Here is a 16190-nt window from a genome sequence, read left to right as displayed (position 1 = left end):
GCGCTCATCCACCTGCCGGCAGCGCGGCCGGGCAGAGTGCGGCCGGCAGGTCTTCCGGCGCGGTTCCCCAGCCGTCCAGCGGCGGGCGATCGACCAGCTCGATGCGGATCGCGCCGCCCCGGCGCAACCGATCCCAGCCGATCCATGCCGGCGCATGCGCGATGCCATCCATCGCCAGGCCGCCGATGTACTGCAATTTGCGGCCGTCCGCGCCTGGCGCCTCGATGCGCAGGACCCCGCCATCGCCGAGCTCGAGCTCCACCCCGGCGAAACGCGGCGCATGCAGCAGCAATTGCCCGCTGCCGGGCACCGCCGGATACAGGCCGATCGCGCTGAAGATGTACCAGGCCGACATCGTGCCGAGGTCGTCGTTGCCGGTGACGCCGTTCGGCGCATTGGTGAACAGCGCCTGCGCCGCGCGCACCACGGTCGCGGTCTTCCACGGCTGGCCGAGCAACGTGTACATCCACGGGCTGTGCAGGTCGGGTTCGTTGTTGGGGTTGTAGCGGTACTGGTTGTAGTAGCTGTACGGGCCGACCACCCACTGCTTGCGCGCACCGCCCTGCAGGTCCTGCGCCAGTGCGTCGTAGGCGAAGAACGCGTCCAGCCGCTGGCGCGCCTGTTCGATCCCGCCCATCGCCGCGACCAGCCCCGGCACGTCCTGCTGCACCAGCCACTGGTATTGCCAGGCGGTGCCTTCGTGGAAGCCGTGGTTGGAGCGCGGGTCGTATGCGCCATGGGTCGGCACGTAGAACCCGCCGTCATCGATGCGCGGACGAGGGAAGCCGCGGAAGCCCAGTTGCGAATCCACGACATCCGCATCCCAGACCTTGCGCCAGTTGCGCCCGCGTTCGCGCAGGATCGCGGCGGCCCGGGTTTCGCCGAGCGCCGATGCCATCTGCGCCAGCGCGCAATCGCCCAATGCATATTCCAGCGTGGCCGAACCGCCGTGGTGCTGGTCGACGTCCATGCCCTTCGACGGATAGGCGCGGTCGTAGGGCACGAAACCCTGCGCCAGGTAGCTGTCGTTGCCGGCGCGGCCCTGCGCCCGCGACATCGCCGGTGGCCGTCCGTCGGCGTTCTGCCACAGCGCCTGCCAGGCCTCGCGCTCGCGGCCCTGCAACGCGCCGAAGCGCCACAGGTCGACCAGCCACGGCGTGACCGGATCGCCGGTCATGATGTTGGTGTCGAAGTTGGCATAGCCCCAGCGCGGCAGCCAGCCCATCTGGTCGTGGATCGCCAGCATCGAACGCGCGATGTCGCGCGCGCGCTGCGGACGCAGCATCGCCAGCAGCTGGTTCTGCGTGCGATAGGTGTCCCACAGCGAGAAATACTCGTGGTAGGTCCAGCCATCGGCGACATGGATGTTCTCGTCGTAACCGCGGTAGCGGCCATCGGCGTCACTGCCGGTCATCGGTTGCAGCAGCGCGTGGTACAGCGCGGTATAGAACACCGTGCGGTCGTCGGCGCTGGCGCCCTCGATGCGGATCGAGCCGAGTTCCTTGCGCCAGGCGTCCTGCGCCTGCCGGCGCATCGCATCGAAGGCGATGAGCTTGCCGCCGCGCCTGCCTTCGGCGTCCAGGTTGCGGCGCGCGCCCTCGGCATCGACATGCGAGATCGCGCTCACCGCGGTCACGCTGCGCGACGCGCCCAGGTCGAACGTCAGCCACGCGCCATTCGGCACTTCCCACTGCGCGCCCACGCTGTGCCGCGCGCCGGGCACGCCGCCGTCCTTGTCCCATACGCCGAACGCCTTGAACGGGCGATCGAATTCGATGCGGAACCAGGTGGTGTACTGCTTGCCGCCGCAGAAGCTCTTGGTCACCAGCCGGCCTTCCAGCGCGCGGTCGCCGACCACCTCGACCACGCTGCCGACGACTTCATGCTTCTCGTTGGCCTGGCCGAGGTTGACCAGCACGTGGCCGCTCTTCGCATCCGCGGCGAAGGTGTAACGCTCTGCCGCCGCGCGGGTCAATGCGGTCATTTCCGCATCGATGCCGCCGCGATCGGTCAGGCGCACCTTGTAGTAGCCGGCCTGCCCGACTTCGCCGTCGTGCGTATAGGCCGATGCATAGGCCTTGTAGTCGAACGCTGCCGCCTTGTTGTCGCTGGTGTCGAAATCGCCGCCCGGCCCGATGCTCCCGGTCACCGGCAGCACCGCGACCTGCCCGCCCTGCTCCCAGCAACCGGCGCCGGACACGAAGGAGTGGCCGAAGCCGCGGATCTTCTTGTCGTCGTAGCGGTAGCCGGCGTAGTGGTCGCTGATCGGGCTGACCTGGAGCATGCCGAACGGCGCCGACGCGCCCGGGAAGGTATTGCCCTCGTCCTGGCTGCCGATGAAGGTGTTGACCCGCGCCGGCAACCCGGCATCCGCCGCCGTCGCCTGCGATGCGATGCACACGCCTGCGGCCAGCACGAACGCATGCAGCGCCCTGCTCGAACGCCCGCCAAAGCGGGCCGGATAGCCCTGCGACATGCACCACCCCGATTGCAGCCCCGGGACGAATTTAGAACGATCTAAATCGAAGCACAAGCCATCTGCGCGCCGGCCTGCGCCTGGCCGCGCTGCTGGTACCAGACCGCGGCGCCGATGACGCCCTGGTGCGGGTGGTCGATCAACCGGACCGGTATCTGTTCGAGTGCCGCGCGCATGATGCCGGTGCCCGTCCCGACGAAGCGCGCCCGGAATTGGCTGCCCGGCAGGAACTCGCGGATCCTGGGCACGATCCCGCCGGCGACATGCACCCGGGTCGCGATGCCGGCCACCGCCAGGTTGCCGATGGTCGCGCCGAGGACCGCGCAGAACATCTCCACGGCCTCGAGCGCCTGGCGGTCGTCGCCCTGGCGCGCGGCCGCCACCACCTCGGCCGGCGATGCTCGACGCACCGCCTCGCCATCCAGCGCGCACAGCGCGCCGTACAGCGTGAGCAGGCCGGGGCCGGAGACGATCTCGGTGCAGGCCACGCCCGCCGCCGCGGCGAACAGCTGCCCGAGCACCGCCAGTTCCCGCGCATTGCCGGGCGCGAACGCCATCTGCCCGGCTTCGCTCGGCAGCACCAGGATGCGGCCATCGCAGGGAATCCGGTAGGCGGCGCCCAGCCCGGTGCCCGGCCCCACCACCAGCCCGGGACCATCGGCCACCGGTTCTTCCGGGCCGCAGAGCAGGACGCTGTGGTCCGGCCCCAGGCACTGCACGGCGTGCGCGACGGCGACGAAATCGTTGACCGCGGCCACCCGCGCGATGCCCAGCCCGCGCAATTCGGACAACGACACCGGCCACGGCAGGTTGAGGCTGGTCACCGTGTCGCCGCGATGCATGCCGGCGCAGCCGATCGCCGCATCGTGCACGCGGCCGCCGCCGGATCGCGAGAGGAAATCCGCGACGATGCCGGCCAGGCTCGGGAAAGCGGAGCAGTCGTACTGCTGGTGGGCGAGGATGCCGATGCCGCCGTCGGCATCGTTGCGCACCAGGGCAAGCCGCGCGTGCGTGCCGCCGATGTCGGCGACCAGCACCGGCGCGTCCTCGCGGGCCACATCGGCGGCGGGCGGAATTCCGGGGCCAGTCTTCATCACGAAACGTTTTAGCGGCGAGGCCGCGGCAGCGCAACCGGACCGGCAGCCGGCTACCATCCTGCCGATGTACGCGCACGATCCGCCCCTGCTCGAAGTCGCCGCGAATTCGCTCGCCTCCGCCATCGCCGCGCAACAGGGCGGCGCGGGACGGGTCGAACTGTGCTCGGCGCTCGAACTCGGCGGATTGACGCCCTCCCATGCGCAAATCGCATTGGCGCGCGAGGCCTTGCGCATCCCGCTGGTCGTGCTGGTCCGCCCGCGCGCCGGCGGCTTCCTCTACGACGACGACGAGTTCGCGACGATGCTGCGCGACGTCGAAACCTGCGCCTCGCTGGGCTGCGACGGGGTGGCGATCGGCGTGCTGGATGCCGACGGCGGCGTCGACCGCCCCCGTTGCGCCGCACTCGTCGCCGCGGCCGGCAGGATGGGCGTGGCCTTCCATCGCGCGATCGACGTCAGCCGCGATCCGCTGCAATCGCTGGAAGACGCGATCGCGCTGGGTTGCGTGCGCGTGCTCAGCTCGGGCGCGCAAGCCGACGCGGCGGCGGGCGCGGCATTGCTGCGCGAGATGGTGCTGCGCGCGGCCGGACGCATCGTGGTGATGCCGGGCGCGGGCATCGACGCGGGCAATGCCGCAGCGCTGCGCGACTCGACCGGCGCGCGCGAGTTCCACGCCTCGTGCAAGGCCGGCATGCCTTGCGCGGCGCGCTACGCGCCGCCGCGCGCGCTCGGCATGACCGGCGCCGATACGCGCACCGACGCGGAATGCGTGCGCCGGCTGGTCGCGGCGCTGCGCGCGGGTCAGCCCCCGGGATAGACCGAACGCGCCTGCAACAGCGCCTCGCGCTGGCCGGCATCGCATACCGCGTACACGAAGCCGTCGTGCAACGCGAACGCGCCTACTTCGCCATCCCGGTTCATCGCCAGGAAGCACACCTGCAGGGTCCTGCTCGCCTGCGGGCGCTTGCGCACCACGCGCTCGATCGCTTCGCGGCAGGCGTCCATCGGCGTGCGCCCCTGCCGCATCAACTCGACCACCAGGAAGCTGGCGGCATTGCGGATCATTTCCTCGCCGACCCCGGACGCCGTCGCCGCGCCGACCTCGTTGTCCACGTACAGCCCGGCACCCACGATCGGGCTGTCGCCGACGCGGCCGTGCAGCTTCCAGGCCATGCCGCTGGTGGAGCAGGCGCCGGCCATGCGGCCTTGCCCATCCAGCGCGAGGATGCCCAGGGTGTCGTGGTTCTGCTTGTTGCCGGGCCGGGCCGCTGCGGGCATGCCCGCGCGTTCGGCATTGATCTGCGGACTGTAGCGCGCGGTCTTGCGCCATGCCTCCCAGGCCGCGCGCGCCTCCGGGGTCAGCAGCGAATGCCGTTCGAAACCCTGCTCCAGCGCGAACTGCTGCGCACCCGCGCCGACCAGCATCACGTGCGGCGTCTTCTCCATCACCGCCCGCGCCACCGCCACCGGATGCGCGATGTCCTCGATCGCCGCCACCGCGCCGCAGCGTCCATCGCCATCCATGATGCTGGCGTCCAGGGTCAGCACGCCGTCGCGATCCGGATAGCCGCAACGGCCGACGGTGGAATTGCATAGCGTGCCTTCCGCCCAGCGCGCGCCGGCCTCCACCGCATCCAGCGCGGACCCGCCGGCCTGCAGCGCCTGCCAGGCGGACTGGTTGGCGCCCACGCCGAAATCCCAGGTCGACGCCACGCGCGGGCGCACGCTGTCCTTGCGCACGGCCATGCCGTCTCCAGCGGCGCACGCCGTGGCCGGCGCCAATCCCAGCGCGGCAGCGGACAGCAGGCCCGATTGCAGGAAACGGCGGCGGCTGGTCATCGGGCTCTCCTGAATCGCGCGGTCGAGGCGCGATGCGACGGCATCGCGCGGCGTACAGGTAGCACGCGCTGCAAGCCGCGGCAACGCCGCGCGGCGACGCCGGCAATCGTCGCGCCGGAGGCGACATCGCTTAACCTGTGCGGATGAGCGACGAGACCGAGACCAGCCCCGCCTTCAAGCCGATGGCCGAACGCTTCCGCGGCTACCTGCCGGTGGTGGTGGACGTGGAAACCGGCGGCTTCGACTGGAACCGGCACGCACTGCTGGAAATCGCGGCGGTGCCGATCGAACTCGACGAGGACGGCCGCTTCGTGCCCGGCGAGGTGGCGAGCGCGCACATCGAACCCGCGCCCGGCACCAGCATCGACCCGAAGTCGCTGGAAGTCACCGGGATCAAGGTCGACCACCCGCTGCGCGGCGCGCTGCCGGAGCGCGAGGGCCTGGACAAGGTGTTCATGCCGGTGCGCGCGGCGGCGAAGAAGCACGGCTGCCAGCGTGCGATCCTGGTCGGCCACAACGCCCACTTCGACCTCAATTTCCTCAACGCCGCGGTCGGCCGCGTGCAGCACAAGCGCAACCCGTTCCATCCGTTCAGCGTGTTCGACACGGTGACGATGGCGGGCATGGCCTACGGGCAGACGGTGCTGGCGCGCGCGGTGCATGCCGCGGGCCTGGAGTGGGACCAGCGCGAGGCGCATTCGGCCGTCTACGATGCCGAGCGCACCGCGCAGCTGTTCTGCATCATCGCCAATGCATGGCCGCAAATCGGAAACGCCACGCCGGGTGTCGCGCAGGCATCGGACACAGGCAAGCTCGACGACCCGGATGCCGCCGACTAGCCTGCATGGGTGAGCCTGGCGTTCGCGGAGCAACGCGTCCCGCGCGGGCGAACGCGCGCGATTGGCTCAGGCCCGGGTCGCTTTCGCTTCCGCCTTCTGCCTGAAAGAGCGTGCGATCCCGTACAGGCTGACCGCCATCCACGCGGCTTCCAGCAGGAACACCGACAGATTGAAGGTCCCCAGCAGCGAGACCAGGATGCCGGCAGCGCCGCACAAATTGAGCAGCTGGTAGACCAGCCCGGTGCCGGACAGCTTGCCCGCCTGCAGCAGGGCGAAACCGCCCAGGATCATGGCGGTCCCCAGCAGGCCCACCCAGTCGTACCACGCCAGTTCCAGCGCCATCGCATTCCCCTTGGTTTATTGCCGTTGCCGCACCGCTTCGAACAGCGCGATGCCGGTGGCCACGGAGACATTCAGGCTCTCGAACTCGCCCGGCATCGGGATCTTCACCAGCTGGTCGCAGTTCTCGCGGGTCAGCCGGCGCAGGCCGTCGCCCTCGCTGCCCATCACCAGCGCCACGTTGCCCTTGAGGTCGAGCGCGTACAGCGAGGCCTCCGCCTCGCCGGCGAAGCCGTAGATCCACACGCCGGCCTTCTGCAGGTCGCGCAGGGTGCGCGAGAGGTTGGTGACGCTGAAGATCGGCAAGGTATCCGCCGCACCGGCCGAGGTCTTGCGCACGGTGGCGTTGACCTGCACCGCCTTGTCCTTCGGGAACACCACCGCGGTCGCGCCCGCCGCCGCCGCGCTGCGCAGGCAGGCGCCGAGGTTGTGCGGATCCTGCACGCCGTCCAGCACCAGCACCAGCGCGCGGCCGTTCGCCGCTTCGATCAATGCCGGAAGCTCGTGCTCGTCCCAGGTCCTGGCCGCGGCATAGCGCGCCGCCGCGCCCTGGTGGCGCACCCCGCCGGCGACGCCGTCCAGCGCCTGCCCGGCGACCCGGCGCACGTCGATGCCGAGGCGTCGCGCATTGCCTTCGATTTCGACGATGCGCGGGTTCTTGCCGCCGGCTTCCAGCAGCACCTCGCGCACGTGCTCGGCGTCGTGCTCCAGCGCGGAGGCGACCGCGTTGAGGCCGACGATCCATTGGGCTTGCTTGCTCATGCGGGTATTTTGCCCGAGCGACGCCGGATCAGGCGACGCGCGCCATCGGATTCGGCGTCGGTTCGCCGATTTTCGTCAGCAGGTTGCGGTCGGTGTGGTGGAACGGCTGGTCCTGGCCGAGGATCTGCAGCACGGTGTCTTCCTCGTAGCCCCACGTGCCGTCCGCATGGATCTCGACCGCGATCCGGAATTCGATGGTCTTGAACGCATGCTGCAGGTACGGCGCGGAGCAGATGCCCCAGGTCTCGAGGCCGGCAGTGGCGGTCAGTTCGAAGCGCTTGGCGTCCGCCGCGGCCTGGCACGTCGCCATCGCGGTCATGCCGCGCGGGATGGTCAGGGTGTGGATGATGCTGCCGGTCGCCGGTTCCCACAGCCAGTAGCCCACCTGTTCGTGGTAGGTCTTCACCTGGTCGGGCTTGGTGATGTGGGTGTGGTAGCGCAGCCCGTACAGCAGCTGCGGGCCGTTGGTGAACGGATCGGTCGGCTGCAGTTCGATCCGTTCGACGTAGGCCTGCTGCTTCGGCCCCTCCGCCTTCGGCTTGAGGTCGAGGCCGCGCGTGCCCTGCCAGATCCCGGCCAATGGCGCCAACGGCCCGAGATTGGCCAGGGTGTGGACGTCGATATCGCGTGGTTCGGTGTAGATGTCCTCGGTGGTGGCGCTGTCCATCCCGTTTCCCGTCGATCGTAGCGATGGCGGAAAGCCTACCGGGATGGATCGAACGCGGCTACGGCGGGTTCAGTACTTCTGCTTCGCCCGCTTGGCCGGCTTGCCGCGCTCCGGCAGCGGCTTCACGCCCGCTTCGTAGCGGCCATCGTCCTCGACCAGGCGGAAATCGATCTTGCGGTCCTCCACGCTGGCCTTCAGCACCACGATCCGCACCCGGTCGCCCAGCCGGTATTCGTGGCCACGGCGTTCGCCGGTGAGGGTCTTGCGCACGGCATCGAAATGATAGAAATCGCGCGGCAACTGGGTGACATGGACCAAGCCATTGACCTTGGACTCGTCCAGTTCGACGAACAGGCCGAAGCTGGTCACGCCGCTGATGGTGCCGTCGAATTCCTTGCCGACGTGGCCTTCCATCCATGCCGCGCGGTAGCGCTCGTCGACCTCGCGTTGGGCCTCGTCGGCGCGGCGCGAACGCTCCGAGCACTGCAGCGACAGGTTGGCCATCGCATGCGGCGAGTATTCGTAGGTATCCGGCTTGCCGCCGGCCAGCGCGTGCTTGATCGCACGGTGCACCAGCAGGTCGGGATAGCGGCGGATCGGCGAGGTGAAGTGCGCGTACGCCTCCAGCGCCAGGCCGAAGTGGCCGATGTTGTCCGGCGCATACACCGCCAGCGACTGGCTGCGCAGGATCACCGATTCCAGCAGCGCGGCATCCGGCCGCTCGCGGATTTTCTCCAGCAGGTTGCGGAAATCCTTCGGCTTCACCTTCGCCCACGGCGGCAGCCGCAGCTGGAATTCCTTGAGGAACTCCTCGAGGTCGGCGTACTTGGACTCCGGCGGCTTGTCGTGGTCGCGGTACGGCGCCGGGATGCGCGCGGCGAGCAGGAACAGCGCGGCCTGCACGTTGGCCGCGATCATGCATTCCTCGATCAGCTTGTGCGCGTCGTTGCGCTGGAGCATGCCGGCCTGGGTCACCGCGCCCTGCGCATCGAGGACGAAACGCACTTCGCCGCTCTCGAACTCGATCGCGCCGCGCTTGGCGCGCGCCTTGTCCAGCACCTTGTACAACTGGTGCAGGCGCTGGATCTGCGGCAGCAGCGGGCCGATCTTGGCCAATGCCGCGGCGTGCTCGTCCTCGGGGATGCCCTCGCCGACCGCGTTCCACACGTCGGTATAGGTCAGGCGCGCGTGCGAGTGCATCACCGCCTCGTAGAACTCGGCGCTGGCGACGATGCCGTCGCGCCCCACCTGCATGTCGCAGCAGAAGCAGAGGCGATCCACCTTCGGGTTCAGCGAGCAGATGCCGTTGCTCAGCGTCTCCGGCAGCATCGGCACCACGAAGCCGGGGAAATACACCGAGGTCGCGCGCAGCTGCGCCTCGTCGTCCAGCGGCGTGCCCGGGCGCACGTAATGGCTGACGTCGGCGATGGCGACGATCAGGCGGAAGCCGTCCTTGTTCGGTTCGCACCAGACCGCGTCGTCGAAATCCTTGGCGTCCTCGCCGTCGATGGTGACCAGCGGCGTGTCGCGCAGGTCGACGCGGCGGGCGGTGTCGGCCGGCTGCACGTCCAGCGGCACCGCGGTGGCCTGCGCCAGCACTTCCGGCGGGAATTCGTGCGGGATGTCGTGGCCGTGGATCGCCGCCTCGACCGCCTGCGAGGCGGTGAGCTTGTCGCCCAGCACCGCCAGCACCTTGCCGATCGGCGGGCGATGCGCGTCCGCCGGGGTGGTGATCTCGGCGACCACCAGCTGGCCGCTGCGCGCGTCGTTGCGGCCATCGGCGGGGATCATCACGTTGCGCTGCACGCGCTTGTCGTCCGGCACCACGTAGCCGATGCCGAGCTCCTCGGTATAGCGGCCGATCAGGCGGGTCAGCCGGCGCTCCAGCACTTCCACGATCGTGCCTTCGCGACGGCCGCGGCGATCCATGCCGGTGACGCTGGCCAGCACGCGGTCGCCGTGCATGACCTTGCGCATCTCGAACGGCGGCAGGAACAGGTCGTCGCCGCCGCCCGCATCCGGGCGCAGGAAGCCGAAGCCGTTCTCGTTGGCGATCACCACGCCGGGCACCAAGTCCATGCGTTCGGCCGGTGCGTAACCGCCGCGCCGGTTCTGCAGCAACTGGCCGTCGCGCAGCATCGCCGACAGCCGCTTCTCCAGCGCCTCGAAGCGATCCGGCGCGGTCAGCGCGAGCTTCTGCGCCAGCCCGTCGGCATCCATCGGCCCGTCGTGGGCGGCCAGCACCTGCAGGATCATCTCGCGGCTGGCGATGGGCTGGGCGTAGCGCTGCGCCTCGCGCTGCGCGTGCGGATCGAAGCGCGGCGATGGCGGTGGGGCGGCGCGTTGCGGCGCCGGCCGGCCGCGCGATGGCGGCGCCGACGCCGGCAGTTCCGGCATCCACGGCGGCCGCTTGGACGCCGCGGGCTTGCCGCCGCGTTCCGATCCCGCCTTGCTCGACTTGCTCGCCGGCTTGCCGGCCTTGCCCGTGGGCGCCTTGCCGCGGCCCGGGCCGCGCTTGCTGGGGGGCTTGCTCATGCGCCGATCTTACAGGGCGTGTCGTACGCGCCGGGCGCGCGCACCCGCTGCGAAAAACAAAAAACCCCGCTTGCGCGGGGTTCTTCATGTTTCGCTTGGTGCCCAGGAGAGGACTCGAACCTCCACGGTTTTACCCGCTAGTACCTGAAACTAGTGCGTCTACCAATTCCGCCACCTGGGCAGGTGCGAGCCGCGCATTTTCCGGGAGCGAGGCGCCCATGTCAACGGTCCGGAGCAAGTCCGTCGCCGGCTGCCCTCAGAACATGCCCAGCGCGTTCGGCGAATCCTTCGGGATCTCCTGCCCCAGGTCCCACAACTCGACGATCCTGCCGTCCTTGAAGCGGGCGATGTGGACCACCGCGTATTCCAGCCCGGCATCCGCGCGCGTCAAATGGGACAGCACCGCGACCCGATCACCGCCGTCGACCACCTGCTTCGGCTCGAACGACTTGTTCGGTTCCGCCGCCGCGCTCTGCTCCATCGCCAGCAGCAGCGATTCGCGGTCGCCCGGGAACCAGGCGTTGTGGTGGACGAAATCCGCGGCGACGAAGCGCTCGTACGCCGCGCGCACCTCGCCGCGGGCGCACATGCGCAGGAATTCGCAGGCGATGTCGGCATTGCCCATGGCGCCCTCCTTGGAGCGGCCGGTCAACCGTCCTGGCGGATGTGCGGGGCGAGGAAGCGCATGTAGTCGGCCTTGCCCACCGGCGCGCCCAGCATGCGCAGGATCGCGTAGGTCGTGGTGATGTGGAAGTACAGGTTCGGCAGCAGGTACTCGCTGACGTAGCCATGGCCGGGCAGTTCGCAATAGCGGCCGGGGCCAAGGCCGATGCGCTTGACCAGGTCCAGTTGCGCGTCGTCGCAGGCGATCGCGAGCACGCGCGCGCGGGTATCGGCGATATGCGCGCGCGCCGCCGCGAGCGAGGGCACCGCCGGATCGATGTTCTCGATCGGCAGGCCCGCGCACCATTGCGAGAACCCGCGCGGCTGGTTGCAGGCGAAGGCGATCTGCGCGCCCAGCGGCAGCATGTCCGCGGCCAGCCGGGCGTTGATGAGGTCGTGCTGCGCGCCGAGGTGGGCTTCGCCGACGTCGAGCAGGTGGCCGAGGGTATCGAGGCGCGACACGAAGACGCGCTGCAGTTCCTGGATTCGCGGGTTGGACATGGGGCGGGCCGGGCCGGAGGGAGCCGCAGTATCGCGCCATCCGCGGCTGCCGTGGGGCCGCACGGCGCGGCCACCTCGGCGGCGCCGATCCGTAGAATGGGCGGATGACCGACGACAGCATCCGCACCGCCTTCCACGGCTTCGAACAGATCCCGCTGCGCGAGTACGCCGAACGCGCCTACCTCGACTACTCGATGTACGTGGTCCTCGACCGCGCCCTGCCCTTCATCGGCGACGGCCTCAAGCCGGTGCAGCGCCGGATCATCTATTCGATGAGCGAACTCGGCCTCAACGCCGGGGCCAAACCGAAGAAGTCCGCGCGCACCGTCGGCGACGTGATCGGCAAATACCACCCGCACGGCGATTCCGCCTGCTACGAGGCGATGGTGCTGATGGCGCAGCCGTTCAGCTACCGCTACCCGCTGATCGAGGGCCAGGGCAATTTCGGTTCGTCGGACGATCCGAAGTCGTTCGCGGCGATGCGCTACACCGAATCGAAACTCGCGCCGATCGCCGAAGTGCTGCTGGGCGAACTCGGCCAGGGCACGGTGGACTGGGATCCGAATTTCGACGGAACGCTTGAAGAACCTACGTGGATGCCGGCGCGGCTGCCGCACCTGCTGCTCAACGGCACCACCGGCATCGCGGTCGGCATGGCCACCGACGTGCCGCCGCACAACTTGAACGAAGTGGTCAGCGCCTGCGTGCGCCTGCTCGACGATCCCGACGCCAGCGTGCGCGACCTGTGCGAACACGTGCGCGGCCCGGACTACCCGACCGCGGCGGAAATCATCACCCCCGCCGGCGACCTGCAGGCGATGTACGAGACCGGCACCGGTTCGGTGCGCGCCCGCGGCGTGTTCGTCAAGGAAAGCAGCAACATCGTGATCACCGAGCTGCCCTACCAGGTCAGCCCGAGCAAGATCATCGAGCAGATCGCCACGCAGATGCGGGCGAAGAAACTGCCGTGGCTGGAGGACATCCGCGACGAATCCGACCACGCCAACCCGACCCGCATCGTGCTGGTGCCGCGCAGCAACCGCGTCGACGCCGACCAGCTGATGGGCCATCTGTTCGCGACCACGGACCTCGAGAAGAGCTACCGGGTCAACATGAACGTGATCGGCCTGGACGGGCGTCCTCAGGTGAAGAACCTCAAGGCGCTGCTCAGCGAATGGCTGAGCTTCCGCCAGGACACGGTGACCCGCCGGCTCAAGCATCGCCTCGACAAGGTGGAGCGCCGCCTGCACCTGTTGGAAGGCTTGCTGGTCGCGTTCCTCAACCTCGACGAAGTGATCCGCATCATCCGCACCGAGGACGAACCGAAGGCGGCATTGATCGCGCGCTTCGCGCTGTCCGAAGAACAGGCGGACTACATCCTCGACACCAAGCTGAAGCAACTCGCGCGGCTGGAAGAGATGAAGATCCGCGGCGAGCAGGACGAACTGGACAGCGAACGCGACCGCTTGATCGCCACGCTCGACAGCAAGGCCAAGCTGAAGAAGCTGATCAAGGACGAATTGCTGGCCGATGCGAAGAAGTTCGGCGACGCGCGGCGCAGCCCGCTGGTCGCGCGCGAGGCCGCGCAGGCGCTGGACGAAACCGAACTGGTCGCCAGCGAGCCGATGACCGTGGTGCTCAGCGAGAAGGGCTGGGTGCGCGCGGCCAAGGGCAACGACGTCGACGCCGCCGCGCTCAGCTACCGCGAGGGCGATGGCCTGCTGGCGGCGGTGCGCGCGCGCAGCAACCAGCAGGCGGCCTTCCTCGATTCCGCGGGCCGCAGCTATTCGACCGCGGTGCATACGCTGCCGTCGGCGCGCGGCAACGGCGAACCACTGACCGGGCGCTTCACCCCCGCGCCGGGCGCCAGCTTCCAGGCGCTGGCCAGCGGCGACAACGATGCGCGCTTCGTGATCGCCTCCAGCCACGGCTACGGCTTCGTGACCCGCTTCGAGAACCTCACCGGCCGCAACAAGGCCGGCAAGGCCTTGCTGTCGCTGTCCGAAGGCGGCCTGGTGCTGCAGCCGGCGGCGGTGGCCAGCGTGGACGCCGACCGCATCGTCGCCGTCACCAGCGCCGGCCATGTGCTGGCGTTCCCGCTCAGCGAACTGCCGGAGCTCGACAAGGGCAAGGGCAACAAGATCATCGAGATCCCGAAGGCCAAGCGCGGCACCGAGAAGGTCGTCGCCATCGCGGTGGTGCCGCCGGGCGGCAAGCTGCAGGTGAAGTCCGGCGCGCGCACCATGACGCTGAGCTTCAAGGAACTGGACGAGTACATCGGCGCGCGTGGTTCGCGCGGCGGGTTGTTGCCGCGCGGCTGGCAGAAGGTGGACGGACTCGGGGTGGAATGATGCAACCCGAGTTCTGGCACCAGCGCTGGGCCGACAACCAGATCGGTTTCCACCAGCAGGCACCGACGCCGCTGCTGCTCAAGCATTGGCCTGCGCTGGGCGTTCCGGCGGCAGCGCGGGTGTTCGTGCCGCTGGCCGGCAAATCGCTGGACATGGCCTGGCTGGCGGCGCAGGGCCATCGCGTGCTGGGCGTGGAGCTGTCGCAGCTTGCGGTCGAACAGTTCTTCGCCGAGCACGGCCTGCAGCCGGATATCCGCGAAAGCCGATACGGCCGCCACTACGCCGCCGGCGACATCGAACTGATCTGCGGCGATGCGTTCGGGCTGGATGCCGAGTTGCTGCGCGATTGCGCCGCGGTGTTCGACCGCGCCGCGCTGATCGCGTTGCCGCCGGAACTGCGCCGGCGCTACGCGGGCGAGCTGTACGCGGCCTTGCCCGCCGGTTGCCGCGGCCTGCTGGTCAGCCTGGAATATCCACAGGCCGAACGCGCCGGGCCGCCGTTCTCGGTGCCGGAAGACGAGGTCCACGACCTGTTCGACGCCGATTGGCGGGTCGAGCTGCTGGATCGCCGCCCGATCCCGCCCGAGCATCCCGGCTTCGTGGCCGGCGTGTCGCGGCTGGATACGGCGGTGTACGCGCTGCGCCGGGGCCGATCGCCCGCCCGGAGTTGATCCAAATCAAGGTGCGCCCCCGCCGCGCCGCCTAACGTGCGCCGATGGAATCGCAATCCATCGCCTTCAATACCGAGCTGCTGCGCCGCTACGACCGGCCGGGGCCGCGCTATACCTCGTATCCGACCGCGCCGCAGTTCCATTCCGGCTTCGGCGAAAAGCAGCTGCGCGAGGTCGCGGCCAGCAGCAACGGCGACCCGATCCCGCGCCGGCTGTCGCTGTACGTGCACGTGCCGTTCTGCGAGAGCCCGTGCTTCTACTGCGGCTGCAACCGCATCATCACCCGCGACAAGGCGCGCGGCGACGCCTACCTGGCGCGGCTGTACCGCGAGATCGCGCTGACCGCCGACCTGTTCGACCGCGACCGCGAGGCGATCCAGCTGCATTTCGGCGGCGGCACCCCGAATTTCCTGTCGCCGGCGCAGCTGGGCGAGGTGGTGGAAACCCTGCGCAGCCATTTCCGCTTCTCGGACGCGCGCGACCGCGATGTCTCGATCGAACTCGACCCGCGCTTCGTCGATGCCGACGACATCGCCGCGCTGGCCAGGATCGGCTTCAACCGCGCCAGTTTCGGCGTGCAGGACTTCGATCCGGCGGTGCAGCAGGCGGTCAACCGCATCCAGTCGGTGGAACAGACCCGCGCGGTGGTCGAGGCCTGCCGCGCCAACGGCTTCCGCTCGGTCAACGTCGACCTGATCTACGGCCTGCCCAGCCAGAACGGGGACGGCTTCGCGCGGACCCTGGACATCGTCGCGGACATGCGTCCGGACCGGGTGGCGGTGTACGGCTATGCGCACATGCCGCACCTGTTCAAGCCGCAGAAGCAGCTCGACGACACCCTGCTGCCGAGCGGCGAAACCAAGCTGGCCCTGCTGCAACTGGCGATCGAGAAGCTCACCGCCGCCGGCTACCTGTACATCGGCATGGATCATTTCGCCCTGCCCGACGACGAACTGGCGCTGGCGCAGGCGCGCGGCGGCCTGCACCGCAACTTCATGGGCTATACCACCCACGCCGACAGCGACCTGGTCGGGTTGGGCGTGTCCGCGATCAGCCACATCGGCGACAGCTTCAGCCAGAACCCGCGCGACCTGCCGAGCTGGCAGGCGGCGCTGGACGAGGGCCGGCTGCCGGTGTTCCGCGGCATGCGCCTGGATGCCGACGACGTGTTGCGCGCCGACCTGATCCAGCAGCTGATGTGCCAGGGCGAGATCCCGGTGGCGGCGCTGGAGCGCCGGCACGGGATCGATTTCGCGGACTATTTCGCCACCTCTTTGGAGCGCCTGGCGCCGCTGGTCGAGGACGGGCTGGCGCGGATCGAACCGGGGCGGATCGTGGTCACCTCGCGCGGACGCCTGTTGCTGCGTAACATTGCGATGTGCTTCGACCGATACCTCGACCAATCCGCCGCCATCGCCACGCCGCGTTTTTCCCGCGCGATCTGAACCCA

14 protein-coding genes and 1 tRNA gene are annotated in these 16190 nt (G+C 69.4%); 5 read left to right on the top strand and 10 right to left on the bottom strand.

Annotation, left to right across the window (positions count from 1 at the left end; all coding sequences use genetic code 11):
* Positions 1-4: 4 nt before the first annotated feature.
* Positions 5-2476, bottom strand: a complete 2472-nt coding sequence (locus FHQ07_RS13275; RefSeq protein ID WP_139717454.1) for a GH92 family glycosyl hydrolase — start codon at positions 2474-2476, stop codon at positions 5-7.
* Between the two features lie 41 nt (positions 2477-2517).
* The gene (locus tag FHQ07_RS13270) at positions 2518-3570 is read right to left on the bottom strand and encodes a glucokinase (protein WP_168191568.1); all 1053 of its coding nucleotides are present in this window, start codon (positions 3568-3570) and stop codon (positions 2518-2520) included.
* A gap of 67 nt (positions 3571-3637) precedes the next feature.
* Here FHQ07_RS13270 and FHQ07_RS13265 point away from each other — a divergent pair, with 67 nt between their 5' ends.
* Positions 3638-4390, top strand: a complete 753-nt coding sequence (locus FHQ07_RS13265) for a copper homeostasis protein CutC (protein ID WP_139717451.1) — start codon at positions 3638-3640, stop codon at positions 4388-4390.
* Here FHQ07_RS13265 and FHQ07_RS13260 read toward each other — a convergent pair.
* On the bottom strand, positions 4375-5319 hold the full coding sequence (locus FHQ07_RS13260) for a glycosylasparaginase (RefSeq protein ID WP_425476973.1): 945 nt from the start codon (positions 5317-5319) through the stop codon (positions 4375-4377). The genes FHQ07_RS13265 and FHQ07_RS13260 overlap by 16 nt on opposite strands.
* 236 nt (positions 5320-5555) lie before the next feature.
* Between FHQ07_RS13260 and rnt the strand changes: the two genes are divergently transcribed.
* On the top strand, positions 5556-6251 hold the full coding sequence (gene rnt / locus FHQ07_RS13255; RefSeq protein ID WP_168191567.1) for a ribonuclease T: 696 nt from the start codon (positions 5556-5558) through the stop codon (positions 6249-6251).
* A 66-nt stretch (positions 6252-6317) separates the two neighbouring features.
* Here the strand turns inward: rnt and FHQ07_RS13250 are convergent, their stop codons facing one another.
* From FHQ07_RS13250 to FHQ07_RS13220, 7 genes are all read right to left on the bottom strand, one after another.
* Positions 6318-6593, bottom strand: coding sequence for a CBU_0592 family membrane protein (locus tag FHQ07_RS13250; RefSeq protein ID WP_139717447.1), 276 nt, complete (start codon positions 6591-6593; stop codon positions 6318-6320).
* A 15-nt stretch (positions 6594-6608) separates the two neighbouring features.
* Positions 6609-7352, bottom strand: coding sequence for a 23S rRNA (guanosine(2251)-2'-O)-methyltransferase RlmB (gene rlmB, locus FHQ07_RS13245; RefSeq protein WP_139717445.1), 744 nt, complete (start codon positions 7350-7352; stop codon positions 6609-6611).
* 28 nt (positions 7353-7380) lie between these two features.
* Positions 7381-8019, bottom strand: a complete 639-nt coding sequence (locus FHQ07_RS13240; protein WP_139717444.1) for an FABP family protein — start codon at positions 8017-8019, stop codon at positions 7381-7383.
* 69 nt (positions 8020-8088) lie between these two features.
* The gene (gene rnr / locus FHQ07_RS13235) at positions 8089-10554 is read right to left on the bottom strand and encodes a ribonuclease R (protein WP_139717442.1); all 2466 of its coding nucleotides are present in this window, start codon (positions 10552-10554) and stop codon (positions 8089-8091) included.
* 96 nt (positions 10555-10650) lie between these two features.
* Positions 10651-10735 (bottom strand) — tRNA-Leu (locus FHQ07_RS13230).
* A 75-nt stretch (positions 10736-10810) separates the two neighbouring features.
* A complete protein-coding gene (locus FHQ07_RS13225) occupies positions 10811-11179 on the bottom strand; it encodes a nuclear transport factor 2 family protein (protein ID WP_139717440.1) in 369 nt (122 codons plus the stop codon).
* A gap of 23 nt (positions 11180-11202) precedes the next feature.
* Positions 11203-11718, bottom strand: coding sequence for a DUF1993 domain-containing protein (locus tag FHQ07_RS13220; protein ID WP_139717438.1), 516 nt, complete (start codon positions 11716-11718; stop codon positions 11203-11205).
* Positions 11719-11822: 104 nt separating this feature from the next.
* Between FHQ07_RS13220 and parC the strand changes: the two genes are divergently transcribed.
* From parC to hemN, 3 genes are read left to right on the top strand one after another with little or no spacing between them, the layout of a single operon-like run.
* Entirely contained in the window at positions 11823-14069 is a 2247-nt protein-coding gene (parC, locus tag FHQ07_RS13215; protein ID WP_139717436.1) for a DNA topoisomerase IV subunit A, read from the top strand.
* Positions 14069-14740 carry a thiopurine S-methyltransferase gene (locus FHQ07_RS13210; protein WP_139718092.1) on the top strand — a complete coding sequence of 224 codons (672 nt, stop codon included), beginning with the start codon at positions 14069-14071 and terminating at the stop codon, positions 14738-14740. The genes parC and FHQ07_RS13210 overlap by 1 nt, the downstream gene beginning before the upstream one ends.
* A gap of 44 nt (positions 14741-14784) precedes the next feature.
* Positions 14785-16185, top strand: coding sequence for an oxygen-independent coproporphyrinogen III oxidase (hemN, locus tag FHQ07_RS13205; RefSeq protein WP_139717434.1), 1401 nt, complete (start codon positions 14785-14787; stop codon positions 16183-16185).
* Positions 16186-16190 lie beyond the last annotated feature (5 nt).

This window comes from Thermomonas aquatica, from assembly GCF_006337105.1.
Classification (GTDB): domain Bacteria; phylum Pseudomonadota; class Gammaproteobacteria; order Xanthomonadales; family Xanthomonadaceae; genus Thermomonas; species Thermomonas aquatica.
The sequence above is the reverse complement of the archived record's forward strand: the minus strand, read 5'-3'. Positions and strand labels throughout refer to the sequence as shown.

Excerpts from the sequence above, each read along its gene's own strand:
- FHQ07_RS13275 (WP_139717454.1), bottom strand. The coding sequence starts at position 2,476 with ATGTCGCAGGGCTATCCGGCCCGCTTTGGCGGGCGTTCGAGCAGGGCG.
- FHQ07_RS13270 (WP_168191568.1), bottom strand. The coding sequence starts at position 3,570 with ATGAAGACTGGCCCCGGAATTCCGCCCGCCGCCGATGTGGCCCGCGAG.
- FHQ07_RS13220 (WP_139717438.1), bottom strand. The coding sequence starts at position 11,718 with ATGTCCAACCCGCGAATCCAGGAACTGCAGCGCGTCTTCGTGTCGCGC.
- FHQ07_RS13260 (WP_425476973.1), bottom strand. The coding sequence starts at position 5,319 with ATGGCCGTGCGCAAGGACAGCGTGCGCCCGCGCGTGGCGTCGACCTGG.
- rlmB (WP_139717445.1), bottom strand. The coding sequence starts at position 7,352 with ATGAGCAAGCAAGCCCAATGGATCGTCGGCCTCAACGCGGTCGCCTCC.
- parC (WP_139717436.1), top strand. The coding sequence starts at position 11,823 with ATGACCGACGACAGCATCCGCACCGCCTTCCACGGCTTCGAACAGATC.
- FHQ07_RS13225 (WP_139717440.1), bottom strand. The coding sequence starts at position 11,179 with ATGGGCAATGCCGACATCGCCTGCGAATTCCTGCGCATGTGCGCCCGC.
- FHQ07_RS13210 (WP_139718092.1), top strand. The coding sequence starts at position 14,069 with ATGCAACCCGAGTTCTGGCACCAGCGCTGGGCCGACAACCAGATCGGT.
- FHQ07_RS13240 (WP_139717444.1), bottom strand. The coding sequence starts at position 8,019 with ATGGACAGCGCCACCACCGAGGACATCTACACCGAACCACGCGATATC.
- FHQ07_RS13265 (WP_139717451.1), top strand. The coding sequence starts at position 3,638 with ATGTACGCGCACGATCCGCCCCTGCTCGAAGTCGCCGCGAATTCGCTC.
- FHQ07_RS13250 (WP_139717447.1), bottom strand. The coding sequence starts at position 6,593 with ATGGCGCTGGAACTGGCGTGGTACGACTGGGTGGGCCTGCTGGGGACC.
- rnr (WP_139717442.1), bottom strand. The coding sequence starts at position 10,554 with ATGAGCAAGCCCCCCAGCAAGCGCGGCCCGGGCCGCGGCAAGGCGCCC.
- rnt (WP_168191567.1), top strand. The coding sequence starts at position 5,556 with ATGAGCGACGAGACCGAGACCAGCCCCGCCTTCAAGCCGATGGCCGAA.
- hemN (WP_139717434.1), top strand. The coding sequence starts at position 14,785 with ATGGAATCGCAATCCATCGCCTTCAATACCGAGCTGCTGCGCCGCTAC.